Origin of the sequence: Sinomonas sp. R1AF57 (assembly GCF_002224485.1) — a bacterium.
In the GTDB taxonomy this organism is placed as follows: Bacteria; Actinomycetota; Actinomycetes; order Actinomycetales; family Micrococcaceae; genus Sinomonas; species Sinomonas flava.
Genome location: NZ_CP022463.1, coordinates 3467836 through 3485805 on the forward strand (window position 1 = coordinate 3467836; position 17970 = coordinate 3485805).

Below are 17970 nucleotides of genomic sequence, written 5' to 3' on the forward strand. Positions count from 1 at the left end.
ACACGAGCCCCGCAACCCGCCAGGTTCCGGGGCTCACGACACCCAGGACGCCCATGACTGCCACCACCGGCCACGCGCCCGCGCGGGCCCGGGAGACATCCCGCGGCTTCATCACCGCCGCCGCCTCGTTCGTCGCGGTCTTCGCTGCCGGCGCGACCCCCTTACCGCTCTACGACACCTACGCCCGCGCAGACGGCCTGACCAGCGACCAGTTCTCGCTCGTCGCGGTCGCCTACTTCGCCTGCGCCGTCTTCGCACTCCTCGTGCTCGGCAGGCTCTCCGACCACCGCGGACGGCGCCCGGTGTCGATCGCCGCACTGCTCATCGCGGCCACGGGATGCGTCACGCTGCTATTCGTGGACGGCTTCCCCACGCTGCTGCTCGGCCGCGCCCTCCAGGGCCTCGCCGCGGGCCTCGCATCGAGCGCCATCGGCGCCTATGCCGTCGACACCGCCGGCCGGCGCCCCCGCTGGGTCGTCGCGATGGTGACGACCGCCGCGTCCACCGTCGGCCTCGCGATCGGCGTGTTCGTCTCCGGCGCCCTCGTCGAGTCGGGCCCCGCACCGCGGCAGCTCGCCTACCTCGTCTTCGCGCTCCTCCTGGCCGGATGCGCCGCCGCGCTCGCCACCCGTCCCGAGACGGTCGACCGCACCCCGGGCGCCTGGTCGTCCCTGATCCCCCAGTTCAGCGTCCCGGCTGCCACGCGCCCTCGTCTGCCGGTGGCGGCTGCGGTCTTCGTCGCCACCTGGGCCTTCGGCGGCTACTTCAACTCCTTCGGCCCCACCATCGCCTCCCAAGACCTGGGATCGCACAGCCCGCTGGTGGCCGCCGCCGTGTTCGCCTCGTACATGGCCCCCAGCGTCCTCGGGGGCTTCGCCGCCGGCCGATTCCAGCCGGCGACAGCCCAGCGCATCGGAATGACCCTGGTCGCCGCCGCCGGCCTCGGCCTGGCGCTCGCGAGTTCGGCAGGGGTACTGGCGCTCTTCATCCTCGCCGGCGTCATGGGCGGCATCGGAATGGGCATCGCCACCTCAGGCAGCATGAATGCGCTGCTGCCGCGGGCGGAACCCGCCGAGCGCGCGGGACTGCTCGCCGTGGTCTATGCGATCTCCTACGCCGGATCCGCCGTCCCGAGCCTCGTCGCCGGACAGCTCAGCCGTGTCATCGCCCTCCCAGCGATCACCGTCGGCTACGCCGGCCTCGCAGCACTCGTCTGGGTCATCACGCTCGTGGCAGCCCGAAACCCCAGATGATCCAAGGCCCTCCACCCGCCCCGCACCCCAGGCTTCCCCGGAGCAACCCGCTGTGCCAGGACGACTCCTTGACGATGCTGTGGAGAAGGCCAGAGGTGGGTGATCGCTGCGATGGGCTTCGTCAATGCGATGACGCGATTCGGTGATGATGCGCGTGCATCCAAGCCACTGTGCTGGTGGCGGTTGACGCGTCCTCCTTTCGGGGAACTCGCGCGGGTGCCAACCAGTGGGGATCCCTCTGATCGACAGGTCTCCTACCGCATACTGTGGTCGCGGCGGTGGGAGTCGTCCTCGCCGTCTTGTGGTCCCTGGAATCACTACGCCAGCCTCCGCGCACCGTCGGATGGGTTGACGGTGAAGAGGCGTGGTGCCTTGAAGCCGCGCCGGGCGAAGGCGTTCAGCACGGCTTCCCGGACCCTTTCCTGGTGGTGGATGGGGACGAGTGCGATGGCCGAGCCGCCGAAGCCTCCTCCGGTCATGCGCGCGCCGATGGCTCCGGCACCCCGGCTGGCCTCGACGGCGGTATCGAGCTCTTCGCAGGAGATCTCGAAGTCGTCCCGCATCGAGGCGTGGCTCGCGTCGAGGAAGGGGGCGACGGCGGCGGCACCGGAGGCAGCCAGCGCTTCGGCGCTGTCGAGCACGCGCTGGTTCTCGGTCACGACGTGCCGCACTCGGCGGAACGTGACTTCGTCGAGGACCTGGTGCGCCTTGTCGAGGTCGGCCACGGAGACATCCCGGAGGGCCGCGACGCCGAGCTTCTGGGCGCCCAGCTCGCACGCCTGTCGTCGGTCTGCGTAGCCGCCGTCGGCGTGGGAGTGGGCTACGCGGGTGTCCACGACGAGGGTCACGAGCCCCGCGGCCGCGGCGTCGAACGGGACGAGCACGGTGCTCTGGTCCCGGCAGTCGAGGAAGAGCGCGTGTCCCGAGCGGCCGCGGAGCGAGGCGGACTGGTCCATGATGCCCGTCGGCGCGCCGACGAACGCGTTCTCGGCCCGCTGGGTGATGAGTACGAGTTCCTCTGCGCTGAAGCCCGCGCCGGTGAGCTCGTTGAGGGCCGTCGCCACGGCGCACTCGATGGCGTGCGAGGAGGAAAGCCCCGCCCCGAGGGGCACATCCGAGTCGAGGGCGAGGTCGAGGCCGGGGACCTCGATCCCTCGTTCCTGGAAGGCCCAGACGACCCCGGCCGGGTACACGCTCCACCCGGGCGCGTGCCCGGGCTTCAGCGTGTGCGTCGAGAGCTCGACGACGCGGCCCTCGCCCAGGGTGGAGAGCAGGCGGAGGGCGCCGTCGTCGCGCGTCCGGATTGCGGCGCGGGCGGCGAGGTCGATCGCGAAGGGCAGGACGAAGCCCTCGTTGTAGTCGGTGTGCTCACCGATGAGGTTCGCCCTGCCCGGTGCGGTCCACACACCGTTCGCCCTTGAGCCGAAGGCCTCGTCGAAGGCTGCGGTGACCCGTTCCAGGCCGGGGTCGGTGTCCATCGTCTTCGCGCTCATCGGGCCGCCGTCCTCATCACCTCGCGCAGGCTGGCTGCGACGTCCTCCGCCCGTGTGTCGTTGATGAATGCGCCCATGGCGGCCTCTGACCCTGCGAGGTACTTGAGCTTGTCGGCCGCGCGGCGTGGCGAGGTGAGCTGGAGGTGGAAGCGCGCGGCCGGCCGGAGCACGGGATCAAGGGGTGCCTGGAACCAGGCCGCGATGTACGGGGTGGGCGTGTCGTAGAGCGCGTCGAGGCAGCGGAGCAGGCGGGGGTAGGCCTCTGCGAGCTCGTCCTTCTCCTGCCCGGTCAGGCCAGCGAAGTCGGCGACCTGCCGGTGCGGGACGAGGTGGACCTCGATCGGCCAGCGTGCGGCGAAGGGCACGTAGGCGCTGAAGTGCTCGCCCTCGAGGACCATGCGGGCCCCGTCGGCGCGCTCGCGCTCGAGGAGGGCGCCGAGCAGGGCCTGCGCGCCTCCGGTGGCGTCGAAGTGCCGCCGTGCGGCCTCTGCGAGCTGTGCCGCGCGCGGGGTCAGGTAGGGGTAGGCGTAGATCTGTCCGTGTGGGTGGTGCAGGGTCACGCCGATCTGGGCGCCGCGGTTCTCGAACGGGAAGACCTGGCGGATCCCGGGGAGCGCGCTCAGCTCCGCCGTCCGGTGTGCCCATGCCTCGATCACGGTCCGTGCCCTCTGGTATGGGAGCGCGGCGAAGGAGCCGGCGTGCTCGGAGGTGAAGGAGACGACCTCGCAGCGGCCTGCGGCGGGCACGGTCTCGCCCCAGGCCAGCGAGTCGGGCAGCTGCGCGAGCACCGGGCCGAGGGACGGGAACCGGTTCTCGAACACCACAGCGTCGTAGTCCGGGTCCGGGATCTCGGAGGCGAACGACGGCGAGCTCGGACACAGCGGGCATGCGTCCGCGGGCGGGAGGTGGGTGCGCGACTGGCGGTGGGCGGCGACGGCGATCCAGTCGCCGGTGAGCTCGTCGTAGCGAAGCTCGCCCGGCTCCGGCCGGGCGGCAAGGTCGCGGGTGTCGGGCACCGGAATCCTCTGGGCGGCGCCGGCGTCGTCGAAGTAGAGGAGCTCGCGGCCGTCCGCGAGGATGCTCCGGGTGACAGCGGACAGGTGGTGTGCGGTGACCATGGGGACTCCTCCGTTGGCTCTTGGGTGGCGCATCATCGTCCCTGGACGCTCTCGTCGCGTTCGAGGGTGGTTCCGAAGGGGACGATCCGGCTCAGTTCCACTGTGTAGGTGCACGGACTGCGGCGGGTGACCAGGACTCCCCGGGTCCCTTCCATGAGCGCCTGGGCGATCGCGGCTTCCACTGCCCGGTTCAGCGCCTGCTCGAGCGAGGGCGGATCCCCTGCCGTCACGTCGATGCGATAGGGGGCGGGATGGGGGCTCATGGACGGCCTCGCCTGGGGCTCCTCCCCTGCTTCGAGGGAGAGGGCGTAGCCCATGGGGTTGTTCTTCTGCCAGCGCCAGTGGTCCTCGCACATGGCCTCGACAGTCCTGGTGGTGGACCAGCCGAGGTCGGCGAGGGCGGCCGAGGGGTCGGCCCAGAAGGCGGGGAGGTCGCCGGCGCGGCGGGGGGCGATCTCGTAGGGGATGGGGGAGCCGACGGCCTTTTCGAAGGCGGCGTGCATCTGGAGCACGCTGGTGCCGTGTCCGGAGCCGAGGTTCCAGCGGTGGACACCGTCGTGGCCCTGGAGGTAGTGCAGGGCGGCGGCGTGGCCTTCGGCGAGGTCCATGACGTGGATGTAGTCGCGCAGGCAGGTCCCGTCGGGGGTGTCGTAGTCGCCGCCGAAGACCATGAGCTTCTCGCGCCGACCCACGGCGACCTGGGCGATGAAGGGCACGAGGTTGTTGGGGATGCCCTGCGGGTCCTCGCCGATGCGGCCGGAAGGGTGCGCGCCGACGGGGTTGAAGTAGCGCAGCAGTGCTATGCGCCAGGCGGGGTCCGAGGCGCCGAGGTCGGTGAGGATGTCCTCGATCTGCTCCTTGGTGCGCCCGTAGGGGTTCATCGCCCCGATCTCCATCTTCTCCACGTAGGGGGTGGGGTTGTGCTCGCCGTAGACGGTGGCGGAGGAGGAGAAGACGATGGTGCGCACGGCGTGGCGTTCCATGGTGCGCAGGAGGGCGATGGTGCCGGCGACGTTGTTGAAGTAGTAGTCCAGCGGGATCGTCACGGACTCGCCGACGGCCTTGAGGCCGGCGAAGTGGATGACCGCCTCGGGGGCGTGCTCGGCGAAGGCGGCGTCGAGGGCGGCCTCGTCGGTGATGTCGGCCCGGACGAACGCGGCCTCGCGGCCGGCGAGCTCGCCGACGCGGCGCAGCGCCTCCTCGCTGGAGTTGGACAGGTTGTCCACCACGACGACGTCGTGGCCTGCCTCGAGGAGGGTCAGGACCGTGTGTGAGCCGATGTAGCCGGTGCCACCGGTGACGAGGATGCGCATGGGTGCCTTCCATTCGGGACAGTCTTGGTGCCGCTGCCCCGCGTACCGGGACGGGGGGCCAGGGCCCGGGCCGTTCCGGCGCCTTTCGCGTCGGGTCTTCCGGGCAGGCGGTGCGCGTGTGGGCAGGTTGCGACGCCTCTGCCGGGAGCGACAAGCGCCGGTCCGATTCTACTCGTGTAACTATATGCCTGTACAGACCCCTATATTGCCGGGTGGGTCTTGGTTACCCGAGTCGAATGGTGAGCGAGAACGGGTTGTTGTGCCGCCGGTTCTTGGCGGTGAGCTTCGGTCTTCTCAGCAGCCGCAGGAGGTGCGGCGGATGAGGGCTGGCGGGAAGGTGCGGTTGCGCCGGTGCCCCCCGTCGCCCACGAGGGCCTCGACAGCGGCGCGGGCCATCTCCTCGACGGGCTGGGCCACCGTGCTCAGCGGCGGCCAGCTGTACTCGGCTTCGGGGGAGCCGTCGAACGAGACGATCGCGAGGTCTTCCGGCACGCGGACCCCGGCTTGGTGGCAGGCCAGCAGCAGGCCGACGGCCTGCAGGTCCGAGCTTGCGAAGACGGCGGTGGGCCGGTCGGCTTCGTTGAGGAGCCACCTGCCGGCCTGGTAGCCGCCCTCGCGGCTGAACGGTCCCCGCATCACCGGGCCGGCCTGGAGGCCGGCCGCCTCGATCGCCTCGCGCCATCCGACCTCCCGGGCGTCCAGGTCTCCTCCGGTGTTGGTGCCCATGATGAGCCCGATCTTGCGGTGGCCGTGTTCCACGAGATGCTCGACGGCGAGCTTGGCTCCGCCTCGGAGGTCGACGCCGACGGAGTCGAAGCCCGGGCTCTCGGTGCTGTGGTTGAGGAGCACGGCCGGGATCTCGGCGGCCTCGAGGTCCCTGAGGTCGGGCTCGAACAGCACGCTCGAGAGGAAGACCCCGTCCAGGCGCCGGCCGGCGAAGTTCCCGAGATGGCGGCGCTCGGTGGCGAGAGAGCCCGCGGAGTTCGCGATGAGCAGGGCATAGCCCCGCTCGGCGGCGACGACCTCGACCGCGTGGGAGAGGGCCGCGAAGAAGGGGTTGGTGGCATCGGGGACGATCATGCCGAGCATTTCGCTCGAGCCGAGCTTGAGGGCGCGCGCGGCAGCGTTGGGGCGGTAGCCGAGCACGGCGATCGCGTCGCGCACTTTCGCGGCGGTCGCCGGCGAGACGTTCTTGGAGCCGTTGACGACATAGCTCACGACGGCGGTGCTCACCCCGGCGAGCCGCGCCACGTCCTTGCGGGTGGCGGTCGGCTTGGGGGCGGAGGGGTGCGGCATGGCCATCATGCTATCGGCGCCCGTCGGCGGCTGCCGCCGAGGGCTGGCCCGGCGGGGGCGCGGCCGGGTCCGGGGCATCGCCGAAGTCGGGCACGGGCAGGCGTTCGCCGCCGCGCAGCGCTGACTGGTGGGCGACGATGCCGGGAAGGGTGTAGCGGGCGGCCTCCCAGGCGTTCACGGGCGGCTGTGTTCCGTCGGCCACGGCGCGGGCGAAGTCGTCGACGAGGAACTGGTGGCTTCCTTCGTGGCCCGTCGGGAGGTGGAGCAGCTCCCGGGGCAGTCGTGAGGCGTCCTGCACGGGGGCGAGGCCGGAGACGAAGGCGTCCCGGAGGGCGGGGGCGACGTCGGCGAGGGAGGGGTCGTCGGCGTCCAGCGTCGCGGTCGTGCGCAGCAGAGCCGAGACGTCGGTGACGCTCTCCTTGTCCTGCCACACGGCGGCGTCGACGAGCTGCTCGAAGCTGCCCTCGGTCCCGAAGTACCGGAAGCGGCTCTCGCGCAGGTGTGAGGGGTACCCGACGCGGCGGAACTCGTTGATCCGCATGGATCCGCCGCCCGCGAGCTCGAAGAGCGCTGTGGCGTTGGAGAAGTCGTTGGCGAACATGCTGACCTCGCGGTCGAAGACGCCGTCCCCGCGCTCGTCGCGGACCCCGATGCAGCTCACGCTCACAGCATGTCCGCCGATGGCGCCGAGCACCCCGCCGACCGAATGCGTCGGGTAGAGCATCGGCGGGTAGCTTGCCGTCCTCTTCCAGTCGGCACCGCCGCTGTACTGGTAGGCCTCGTAGAAGCCAAGGTCCATGTCGTGCACGTAGTCGCCCTCGGCGTAGAAGATCCGGCCGAAGGCCCCCTCGGCACGGCGCTGGCGCCCATACACGGTGGCGGGGTTGTAGTAGCTCGTCTCGCCCATCATGTAGGTCAGCCCGGTCTCGCGAACGGCCTCGATGATTGCCTCGATCTCCGCGACGCTGATGGCCATCGGCACCGCCGAGTAGACGTGCTTGCCGGCCCGGAGCGCCTGGACGACGAGGGGGCCGTGGGTCCAGCGCTGGGTGAAGACCGCGACCGCGTCGACGTCGCTCTCGAGCAGGGCCTCGAAGCTCGGGACCGTCCCTGTCAGGCCCAGCCGCCCGACGAGGGCCTCGGCCCGCTCGGGAAGTACGTCGGCCACGCGGACCGACGACACCCTGGGGTGGGCGTCGAAGAGCTTGGCGAACTGTCCGGAGAACTGTCCCGCGCCGACGATGCCGAGGGAGAAGGATGGGAGTGTCACGCAGGACAGTGTCGCACCGCTAGTTACCCGAGTCAATCGATCCCACTGATCTCTCCGTTCAAAGCGGCGGTGGCGGAAGAGACCTCTTGCCAACGTCTAGTTACTCGCGTAGATTCATTTCCCAGTTGTTAGACACGTCACAATGGAGGATTCAATGGCGACCACCTCACTGGGGGAACGCAGGCCCTCGCGTCGCTCCGGCGAAGCAGGCTCGGTCGGGGGCAGGCGTGAGCGCCGGTGGCGGGGGCGGAGCGACCTGCGGGTCGCGCTGGTCTTCGTCGCGCCGGCCCTCTTGGGCTTCGTGCTCTTCTACCTCGTCCCGACGGTCCGCGGCGTGTACCTGAGCTTCACGAAGTACAACATCCTCGGGAACCCGGTCTGGATCGGGATCGACAACTACACCAAGATCTTCCAGGACAAGCTGTTCTGGAACGCGATGGGCGTCACGGCGGAGTACGTCGTGCTCAACATCGCCTTCCAGACCGTGATCGCGCTCGGGCTCGCGCTCCTGATGTACCACGTGGCCAAGTCCACCGTGATCCGCGGGATCCTGCTCATGCCGTACCTCGTGGCGAACGTGATCGTCGCGCTGCTGTGGTTCTGGATGCTCGACTACCAGATCGGGATCGTCAACCAGATCCTGCAGTGGATGGGCGTCCCCAGGGTGGCGTTCTTCGGCAACGAGTTCTGGGCCGTCCCCACCATCGCCTTCGTGAACGTCTGGCGCCATATGGGCTACACCGCCCTGCTGATCTTCGCCGGGCTCCAGGCGATCCCCGGCCACCTGTACGAGGTGGCGAACCTGGACGGGGCGAACCGCTGGCAGACCTTCTGGAGAGTCACCATGCCGCTCCTGCGCCCGGTGCTGCTCTTGGTCATGGTCGTCACGGTCACCGGCTCGTTCCAGATCTTCGACACCGTCGCCGTCACCACCCAGGGCGGCCCGGTCAACGCCTCGCGCGTCATCCAGTACTACATCTACCAGCGCGCCTTCAGCCAGCAGGACTTCGGCTACGGCTCCGCCCTGAGCGTGATCCTGTTCATCATCCTGGCGGTCATCGCCTTCCTGCAGATGAAGTTCCTGCGCGGCAACGAGAACGACCTGACCTGAGAGGAATCGCCATGACCACCCTCACCTCTTCCCCCCGCACTGCTGCGCGCAGGATCGACTGGGGCAAGATCGCAGGCCGGGCTGCCCTCGCCCTCGCCGTCATCGTCACGATCGGCCCGTTCCTCTGGATGCTCCGGACGGCCCTGTCGAACAACCACGCCCTCGCCTCCCACTCCAGCGACCTGCTGCCTGCCGACTTCACCTGGGGCGGCTTCGCCCGGGTGCTCGGCCTCCAGTCCACGGCCGACGCGCAGGCCGAAGGCGGATCGGGCGCCGCCATCAGCTTCTGGCAGTACCTTCTCAACTCGCTCATCGTCTCGACGATGATCACCGTCTCCCAGGTGTTCTTCAGCGCCCTCGCCGCGTACGCGTTCGCACGGCTGCAGTGGCGGGGCCGGGACAAGGTCTTCGCCCTGTTCCTCGCAACGCTCCTGGTCCCCGGGATCTTCACCGCGCTGCCGAACTTCCTCCTGGTCAAGAACCTCGGCCTCCTGAACACCTATCTGGGCATCGCCCTGCCAACTATGCTCATGACCCCGTTCGCGGTGTTCTTCCTGCGCCAGTTCTTCCTCGGCATGTCCCGCGAGGTCGAGGAGGCAGCGATGCTCGACGGGGCCAGGCACGGGCGGATCTTCTTCCAGATCGTGCTGCCCAACGCTGTGGGGCCGCTCGCCACCCTGTGCCTGCTGACCTTCATCGCCGCATGGAACGACTACTTCTGGCCGCTCCTGGTCGGCAACGACCCCGCCGTGCGCGTCCTCACCGTGGGCCTCGGCGTCTTCAAGTCGCAGTCGCCCCAGGGCGCCCCGGACTGGTCCGGCCTCATGGCCGCCACGCTCGTCTCGGCCCTGCCGATCCTGCTGCTGTTCATCGCCTTCGGGAAGAAGATCGTGAACTCGATCGGCTTCTCAGGCATCAAGTAGCCCACCCGCCCCCCGGAAGGGCAACACCACCCCACCAGGCACCCGGCATCGGCCGGAGGCCATCGCACCCCTGTCCCGAAAGGACCCCCGATGAAGAAAGCACTCGGCGCCGTCGCCGTCGCGGCCGCCGCGGCGATCGCCCTCTCCGCCTGCACGAGCGGCGGAAACCAGTCCGCCTTGAGCACCGGCAGCGCGAGCGGGACCATCAGCTACTGGCTCTGGGACGCCAACCAGCTCCCCGCCTACAAGCAGTGCGCCGACGACTTCCACAAGGCGAACCCGGACATCACGGTCAACGTCACCCAGACCGGCTGGGACGACTACTGGACCAACATCACCAACGGCTTCGTCGCCGGCAACGGCCCGGACGTGTTCACCGACCACCTCTCCAAGTACGGCGACTTCGTCAAGAACAGCCAGCTCCTCTCCCTCGACGACGCGGTCAAGAACGACAACATCGACCTCAACCAGTACCAGAAGGGCCTCGCCGACCTCTGGGTGGGCCAGGACGGCAAGCGCTACGGCCTGCCGAAGGACTGGGACACCATCTCCCTGTTCTACAACAAGGACATGCTCGCCAAGGCCGGCCTCACCGTCGACCAGATGGGCACCCTGAACTGGGACCCCCAGAGTGGTGGCAGCTTCGAGAAGACGATCGCGCACCTGACCGTGGACAAGAACGGCAAGCGGGGCGACGAAGCCGGCTTCGACAAGAACAACGTCGCCGTGTACGGCCTCGGACTCGCCGGCTCGGGCGCCTCCGAAGGACAGACCGAGTGGAGCTGGCTGACCGAGACCACGGGCTGGAACCACACCGACAAGAACCCCTGGGGCACCCACTACAACTTCGACGACAAGAAGTTCCAGGACACGATCACCTGGTTCCACTCGATGATCGACAAGGGGTACCTGCCCAAGCTCGAGACGACCGTCGGAGCCTCCATGCCCGACGCGTTCGGCGCCGGGAAGGCCGCGATCAACGCCAACGGCTCGTGGATGATCGGCCAGTACTACGGCTACAAGGGCATCAACGTCGGCATCGCCCCGACCCCCACCGGCCCGGACGGCAAGCGCGCCTCGATGTTCAACGGCCTGGCCGACTCGATCAACGCGGCAACCAAGAACCCGGCCGCTGCCACCAAGTGGGTGGAGTACCTCGCCTCCCCCGCATGCCAGGACGTCGTGGCGTCCAAGGCCGTCGTCTTCCCGGCCATCTCCGAGGCCACCGACAAGGCCGCCGAGGCGTTCAAGGCCAAGGGCATCGACGTGGCTCCCTTCACCCAGCAGGTCAAGGACAACACCGCGTTCCTGTTCCCGATCACGGAGAACGCTGCCAAGGTCGACGGCATCATGAAGCCCGCGATGGACGCCGTCTTCTCCGGCCAGGCACCCGCCAGCTCCCTGACCGACGCCAACAGCCAGGTCAACGCCCTCTTCCAGTAGGCCGCCCAGCCTGACCCCCGCAGGGCCCGGCCTCGCCGGGCCCTGCGGACCCGTCCCGCCCCTCCGCTGCACATCCCGTCACGAAAGCGTGTCTCCATGGATCCCCTGCATCTCCGCTCCGCCGGCACCAGCCTGCTCGTCGCCTTCGACTCCGGCGAGGCCGAGATCGTTCACTGGGGCGCCGACCTCGGCGACTCCCTCCCCGACCTCGGCCTGCTCCGGCCCCCCGTCCCGCACTCCGCGCTGGACGTGCCCGTCGTCGCCGGCCTGCTGCCCCAGACGTCGTCGGGCTGGCTCGGCCGGCCGGGCCTCCGGGGGCACAGGGCAGCCGCGGACGGCGTCCCCGGCTTCGCGTTCTCGCCCGCCCTCCGCATCGTCTCGGCCGAGGCGACGACGGACGGCCGGGGGGCGCGCATCGTCCAGGCCGACCCAGAGGCGGGAGTGAGCATCGCCTCCGAACTGGTCCTGCACGAGGGAGGGCTCCTCGCGCTCTCCCACGAGCTGACCAACACCGGGGCCACCCCCTACTTCCTCGACGAGCTCGGCGCCGTGCTCCCGGTGCCGGGCGACGCCGTCGAGCTCCTGGACCTCACCGGCCGCTGGTGCCGGGAGAACCACCCGCAGCGGCGCCGGATCGTCCAGGGCACCTGGGTCCGCTCGGGCCGGCACGGGCGCACGGGCCACGACTCCTCGCTCCTCGTCGCCGCCGGCACCGGAGGGTTCTCGAACCGCTCGGGCCGTGTCTGGGCAGCGCATTTCGGCTGGTCCGGCAACCACGAGCAGTACCTCGACTCGCTCGCGGACGGCCGGCGCATGCTCGGAGCCGCTGAGCTCCTGGGCCCCGGCGAGGTCGTCCTGGGCCCGGGCGAGAGCTACCGGACCCCTGCCCTCTACGCGGCCTTCTCGGACCGGGGCCTCGACGGGGTCACGGAGGCGTTCTACCGCTGGTTCCGCCGACGGCCACAGCACGTCACGTCCACGGCGAAGCCCGGCTACCGCCCGCGCCCCGTCGTGCTCAACACCTGGGAGGCGGTCTACTTCGACCACCGGCTCGAGCCCCTGATCGAACTCGCGGAGTCAGCAGCCGAGCTCGGCGTGGAGCGCTTCGTGCTCGACGACGGCTGGTTCCGCGGCCGACGGGACGACCACGCCGGTCTCGGAGACTGGTACGTGGACGAGGCCCTGTGGCCGGAAGGACTGACGCCGCTGATCGAGAAGGTCAACGGCCTCGGCATGGAGTTCGGGCTCTGGGTCGAGCCCGAGATGGTCAACCTCGACTCCGACATCGCCCGGGCGCACCCCGACTGGATCGTCCGGGCCTCCGCCGCCTCGCACAAGGACGGCGGCCGCCTCCCCCTCGAATGGCGCCACCAGCACATCCTCGACCTCGCGAACCCCGAGGCCTGGCAGTACATCTACGACCGCATCGACGCGCTCCTGAGCGAGAACGACATCGCCTACCTCAAGTGGGACCAGAACCGCGACCTCACCGAGCACGGCCACGCGGGCCGGCCCTCGGTGCACGAGCAGACCGTGGCCGCGTACCGGCTCTTCGACGAGCTCAAGGCGGCCCATCCGGGCGTCGAGATCGAATCCTGCTCCTCCGGCGGGGCCCGCGTGGACCTGGGAATCCTGGCACGCACGGACCGCGTGTGGGCCTCGGACTGCAACGACGCCCTCGAACGCCAGACCATCCAGCGCTGGACCGAGGCCGTCCTGCCCCCCGAACTCGTCGGCGCGCACGTAGGCCCGACCCACTCGCACACCACAGGCCGCGTCCACGACATCTCGTTCCGCGCCATCACCGCCCTCTTCGGCCACTTCGGCATGGAATGGGACATCCGCCAGGCCACCCCTGCCGAACGTGGGACCCTCCGGAAGGCGATAGGCCTCTACAAGCAGCACCGCGGGCTGATCCACTCTGGCGCACGGGTGAATGCGGACCTCGGAGAACCGAACCTGACGCTGCACGGCGTCGTGGCGCATGACGGCACCGAAGGCCTCTTCGCAGCCGTCGCACTGGGCACTCTGGCGGCAGAGATGCCCGGCCGGGCAGGCCTCCCCGGCCTCGACCCAGAGCAGACCTACCGAGTCGAGGTCGTCCTCCCGACCCCAGAGGACGCCGACTGGAACGACAGCTTCGTCCAGACGTCCCCTCCCGCCTGGCTCTCCGAGGGCGCGACGGCAACCGGACGGTTCCTCGCCGAAGTGGGCCTGCCGCTGCCCATCCTCCGCCCCGAACACGCGATCCTGCTGCACGCCACGGCAGTGGCCTGAGGAACAGCCGGCCCCCACGGCCGACAACACATATCGCCGTCCCGCCCTTGCACTGCGCACACAGCCGAGGCCGACTGACGACGACCGCCGGCCGGAAGCACCGGAAGCCACCCGCATCCGGGCCCCTGACCAAGGGCTTCGGGGGATGCCCCATCCCCCGAAGCCCGCGGGTTCCCCCCGGTCCACTTGGCGCTCGAATCCGAGGAGGAATCGCCATGAACGAGGCGCTCCCAGCCGTCCGAGACCGCAACGCCCCAAGCCCAGGCGCCAGCAGCGGACCGCTCTACCTGCTGATCGCCAGCGAGGCTTCCGCATGCTACGAACTCGACACCATAGCGAAGCTGGTCGAAAGCATCGCGAAGCTCGCGCACGCCGGGGAGCACCGGGAAGACAGGCGCCACCGCCCGAGGCCAAGGCTCCAGGCAGAGGAAGAAGACGTCTTCGAATGAGTGCTGCACGACCTGCGATTCCCCTCGGCACCCGGACACTCGGCGAGGCGCTCACGGGGAGCGGGAATTCGCTCAATGCCCTCCGGCTCGCCTTCGCCGCGTGCGTCATCATCTCGCACGCCTGGTGGCTCGGCGGCTACGGCCCCGAACCCGCACTGTTCGGGATCAAGCTCGGAACGGCCGGCGTCATGGGCTTCTTCGCGATCTCCGGCTACCTCATCACCGTCAGCGCCGGGCACTCCACTGCATTCGAGTACGCAACCGCGCGCTTCAGCCGCATCTACCCCGGGCTTGTGGTCTCTGCGGTCCTCGTGGCCTTCGTCGCAGCGCCGTTGGGGGCGCTCATCAGCCGAGGACGCTACAGCCTCTCAGGCGCCGTGGCCTTCCTGGAATCCGCCCTCGGCCTGCTGATCGGCACCGCGGACACCCCGCCGATCGGGACTTCGCTCCTCGGCAACAACGACCGCCTCGACTGGAACGGCCCCCTGTGGACGCTGACCTGGGAAGTGCTCTGCTACGTCCTTGTCGGGCTCGCCGTCTTCCTCGCCAAGCGGTTCTCACCCGGCGGACGAAGCGCCCCACTCGTCGTCCTGTGGCTCTTCGCCGCGGCCTCGGGCGCCGTGGCGGGCAAGATCCTCGGCGGCGGGTTCGGCCCGAACCGCCTGGAGTTCGTCCTGCCCTTCGTCGCGATCTTCATGGCCAGCTCCCTCCTGGCCACCATCCGTCACCGCGTCCGCGTCGGCCCCCTGCCCGGATTCGCGGCGATCGTCGCGGTCTGGGCGGCCTATTCAACCGGCTACGGCACAGCCCTGGCCCCCCTGCCGTTCGCCTATGCCGTCCTCTCGATCGGCTCCCTACCCCAGGCGTCCCGGATCGGCTCGCGCCACGACATCTCGTACGGCGTCTACATCTACGGATGGCCTGTACAGCAGCTCCTCGCCGCCGCCCGCATCCCACTACAGGTTCCGGTGCTCGTCTACGCCGCCCTCGCCCTGGTCCTGGTGGCACCGATCGGCTTCCTCAGCTGCCTCCTCGTGGAGAAGCCGGCACAGCGAGTCCTCAGGGCCCTCCCCGCACGCTGTCGAAAGGCTGCCCCGGAACCGTCCCGATACGAGCCGCTAGGGCACAAGAGACCATAGGCACCGAGAGTGCCGAGTCGACGCGCAGATCTGGCTCTGGCGATCACAGGAGGGCCGCCTATTTCGCCTGCCCGTCCGGTCAAAGGAAGCGAAACCATCAGAGACTGCTTCACCATGTCCAGAGGCCAGCCAGCGGTAGCAGGAACTCCGAGGCGACCCGGTCGATTGCTCAATTAGAGGACTCCAATTTCCCGAGCCTTTCTGCTCCGCGGGGGCGGGTGGGTCGCCGCCGCCCCGTGCCAGCAAGTCAAGGGACGAAAGCCCCCTCTGGTCACCTTGAGAGTGCCGCTACGGTGGGAACCGGTCAGGAAGCAGGCCAGCGGACGCGTCCGTGGCGCAGAAGGACCACCATGGGAACGCCACGGGCCCGTCCACCTCACCCAGAACGCTTGGATCAACCACGGCCACACTGCAGGCGACCGGTTGGCAAAGGGGCAAGTCATGTCAGCACGATTCGAAGTCCTCAAGGACGAGGCTCGGCTCTACCGCCTCCAGCTCCGCTCCGCCGAAGGGCTAGTCATCGCCGTCGCCCAGGGCCTGCGGTCCCTCGACGCCGTCAAGCAAGCCATCGACTCCGTCCGCGAGAGCGCTGCGACGGGACTCGTCGTCGTCCTGACCTGAACGCTGCCCACGACCAGGGGAAGCGAGAACGCAGCAGACATCCCAGAGGACGGAGGGCCGTTTTGGACCAGCACATGAGGCACGAGCTGGCATGGCAGATCGACCCGCACCTCAAAGTCATCCGGACCGTACCCTTCGAGCCCCCACAGGATGACCGAACAGACTGCGCCCTGCCAGGGCCGGCACACCCAGCTCCCTGGCGGAACATGGCCGCACAAAAGAACCTCAGCCGTAACCGCAGCCTGTCCTCGGACCTCGAACGAACACCTGACGCTGACTCGGCCGGCTCCCAGACCGAAGACACCAAAGACCACTGATACACCTGCACAGGCCTGGCTCGGGCATCCAGACATCCAGTGCGCTGGGTAGGCTTCATTGCCATCTGGACTCGCGGCCAGCCGAAATGCGCCACCAGCCTTGGGGTGACCAGAGGATTGCGGCGGCCTCCGCCGGCGCGCCTACTCCGGCAAGGAGGTTCAATGGTTAGCCGACGATCACCACAGGTCGACTTGCCTGTCGTGCGGCAGGCGTGCAAGCTGAGGCCAAGAGCAACGGCCTATCAATAAACACCCGGTTGCCGATAGCGATAGCTACCCGCGCAGTCCCCTGTCAAGGTTGCCTTGGGGCTTGAGTAGATGATGGGTTCTCAATAACCCCTCCCGTGCGGCGGCGCGTGGCCGAGAGGATGCTCGCCTCGATCTCGCCCGGAGCAGAAACAGTGGGGGTGAGCTGAAGGTCGACGGCTTGAACGGTGAGATCCGGGCGAAGGACGCCGTCAAGCCAGCGCCCGTCGGCACGAGACCGGAGGCTCGCGGTTGAGGTTGTGGCGCAGCTCCCACGCGGAGACGGTGGCCCCACAGCCTCCACACTCCAGCTGCGCAATGCACAATCTTCGCGCGTCTCATGCAACTGCCTTCGGATTGGAGTTGAGCCGGCTGTCTGCGTCCGGGTGAGCCATTCGGGGATGCGCGACGGTCGAGGCGGCACGGTGAGTCAGCATTGCGAGGGCCTGGAAAAGCACCCGCCCGTGGGGCCTCGGGCGGGTGCTGGTGTCTCCGGTGTCAGGTGTGGCTGGGCTGGAGGAGGCTTGTTCCGATGTCCTTGCCGATCTCTCTCAGCAGTGAGGCGGAGAGCTCGGGGTCTTTGGATGAGTCCCTGTCGGTGTACTCGGCCAGAGTGAAGACGCGGGTCAGGTCCATGTCGGACCACCGTTCCTTGGGGAGCAGGGAGCGGCCGGCAACGGCGATGATGGGGCGGTTTCCTGAGCGGCGGGCCACCGCTGCGGGCAGCTTCCCGGCGAGGGTCTGTTCGTCGATGCTGCCTTCACCGGTGATGACTACGTCGCAGCCGTCCTTGCGGGCGTCGAAGTCCAGCAGGTCCAGGAAGTAGTCGGCCCCGGAGACCTGCTTCGCTCCCAGCAGCAGGCAGGCATAGCCGATCCCGCCGGCGCTTCCCGCTCCTGAATGCGCTGCCAGCGCCTCGGCGCCGGGAAGCCCCGCTTCTGCCATCTTGTCCACGAAGTGGCCCAAGCCCTCGTCCAGGAACGAGACCTGCTCTGCTGTGGCGCCCTTCTGGGGACCGAACACCGCCGGTGCCCCCTGGGGACCACGGAGCGGGTTGTGCACGTCACTGGCCATGACGAGCTCTGTTCCGGCGAGTTGCGGCAATGCGCTTCGCCAGACGGATTCTGTCCGTCCGAGTGCTGTTCCGCTTCCGTGGAGCTGGTTCCCGCCTGCGTCGTAGAAGGTGTGGCCGAGTGCGGTGAGCATCCCCATGCCGCCGTCGGTGCTGGCGCTGCCACCGAGCGCCAGGACGATCCTGGCCGGGTTGAGGGTGAGTGCGAACAGGATCGCATCACCGAATCCGCGGCTGGAGGCTCCTAGCGCCTCCAGTCTGCCGTCGGGCAACGGGGCCAGGCCGCAGGTGTTGGCGACTTCGACCACGGCCGTGGTGCCGTCGAAGGCGATGCTGGTCTGGACGGGTTCCCCCGTCGGGCCGGCGACGGTGCAGCTGTGGCGGGCGAAGCCCGCGGCAACGGCGGCGTCGACGCTGCCGTCGCCGCCGTCGGCCAGGGGCAGCAGTTCGCACTGGACCGTCCCGGATGCGCCGGCTTCGTCAGCGGCGGCATGGAGGCCTGCTGCCAGGGCCTGTGCGACCTCGTTGGCGGTGCGGCTGCCCTTGAACTTGTCCGGGGCGATGAGGGTCCGCAGAGTCTTTGGGGCGGCAGTGCTGGTGCTGGTCATGTCACACGTTTTCGAGTAGGC

The 17970-nt window shown here is 69.2% G+C and carries 13 protein-coding genes and 1 pseudogene; 8 read left to right on the top strand and 6 right to left on the bottom strand.

From position 1 onward, the window contains the following. The first annotated feature begins 53 nt into the window (after positions 1-53). Entirely contained in the window at positions 54-1253 is a 1200-nt protein-coding gene (locus CGQ25_RS16035; RefSeq protein WP_208710832.1) for an MFS transporter, read from the top strand. A gap of 317 nt (positions 1254-1570) precedes the next feature. On the opposite strand, the gene galK is transcribed toward CGQ25_RS16035, so the two are convergent. From galK to CGQ25_RS16060, 5 genes and pseudogenes are all read right to left on the bottom strand, one after another. After that, a complete protein-coding gene (galK, locus tag CGQ25_RS16040) occupies positions 1571-2746 on the bottom strand; it encodes a galactokinase (RefSeq protein ID WP_208710833.1) in 1176 nt (391 codons plus the stop codon). After that, positions 2743-3864 (bottom strand): galactose-1-phosphate uridylyltransferase, encoded by a 1122-nt coding sequence (galT, locus tag CGQ25_RS16045; RefSeq protein ID WP_369802243.1) that lies wholly within the window; start codon positions 3862-3864, stop codon positions 2743-2745. Before galT ends, galK begins: the two co-directional genes overlap by 4 nt. A 305-nt stretch (positions 3865-4169) precedes the next feature. Beyond that, positions 4170-5177: pseudogene (gene galE / locus CGQ25_RS16050) on the bottom strand (UDP-glucose 4-epimerase GalE); the annotation flags it as partial. A gap of 294 nt (positions 5178-5471) precedes the next feature. Next, positions 5472-6482: a LacI family DNA-binding transcriptional regulator gene (locus CGQ25_RS16055; protein ID WP_208710836.1), complete on the bottom strand. Its 1011-nt coding sequence runs from the start codon at positions 6480-6482 to the stop codon at positions 5472-5474. A gap of 1 nt (position 6483) precedes the next feature. Then, positions 6484-7743: a Gfo/Idh/MocA family protein gene (locus tag CGQ25_RS16060; RefSeq protein ID WP_255405380.1), complete on the bottom strand. Its 1260-nt coding sequence runs from the start codon at positions 7741-7743 to the stop codon at positions 6484-6486. A 154-nt stretch (positions 7744-7897) separates the two neighbouring features. Here CGQ25_RS16060 and CGQ25_RS16065 point away from each other — a divergent pair, with 154 nt between their 5' ends. From CGQ25_RS16065 to CGQ25_RS16095, 7 genes are all read left to right on the top strand, one after another. Beyond that, on the top strand, positions 7898-8854 hold the full coding sequence (locus tag CGQ25_RS16065; protein WP_208710837.1) for a carbohydrate ABC transporter permease: 957 nt from the start codon (positions 7898-7900) through the stop codon (positions 8852-8854). 11 nt (positions 8855-8865) lie between these two features. Next, a complete protein-coding gene (locus CGQ25_RS16070; RefSeq protein WP_208710839.1) occupies positions 8866-9777 on the top strand; it encodes a carbohydrate ABC transporter permease in 912 nt (303 codons plus the stop codon). A gap of 90 nt (positions 9778-9867) precedes the next feature. Further along, positions 9868-11220, top strand: a complete 1353-nt coding sequence (locus CGQ25_RS16075) for a sugar ABC transporter substrate-binding protein (RefSeq protein ID WP_208710841.1) — start codon at positions 9868-9870, stop codon at positions 11218-11220. Positions 11221-11316: 96 nt separating this feature from the next. Then, positions 11317-13497 carry an alpha-galactosidase gene (locus CGQ25_RS16080; RefSeq protein WP_208710842.1) on the top strand — a complete coding sequence of 727 codons (2181 nt, stop codon included), beginning with the start codon at positions 11317-11319 and terminating at the stop codon, positions 13495-13497. Between the two features lie 215 nt (positions 13498-13712). Next, a complete protein-coding gene (locus tag CGQ25_RS16085) occupies positions 13713-13946 on the top strand; it encodes a hypothetical protein (protein ID WP_208710844.1) in 234 nt (77 codons plus the stop codon). Beyond that, entirely contained in the window at positions 13943-15085 is a 1143-nt protein-coding gene (locus CGQ25_RS16090) for an acyltransferase (protein ID WP_208710845.1), read from the top strand. The genes CGQ25_RS16085 and CGQ25_RS16090 overlap by 4 nt, the downstream gene beginning before the upstream one ends. Positions 15086-15526: 441 nt before the next feature. Beyond that, on the top strand, positions 15527-15706 hold the full coding sequence (locus CGQ25_RS16095) for a DUF1508 domain-containing protein (protein ID WP_208710846.1): 180 nt from the start codon (positions 15527-15529) through the stop codon (positions 15704-15706). A 1061-nt stretch (positions 15707-16767) separates the two neighbouring features. Here the strand turns inward: CGQ25_RS16095 and CGQ25_RS16100 are convergent. Continuing rightward, positions 16768-17949, bottom strand: a complete 1182-nt coding sequence (locus CGQ25_RS16100; RefSeq protein ID WP_208710847.1) for a glycerate kinase — start codon at positions 17947-17949, stop codon at positions 16768-16770. Positions 17950-17970 lie beyond the last annotated feature (21 nt).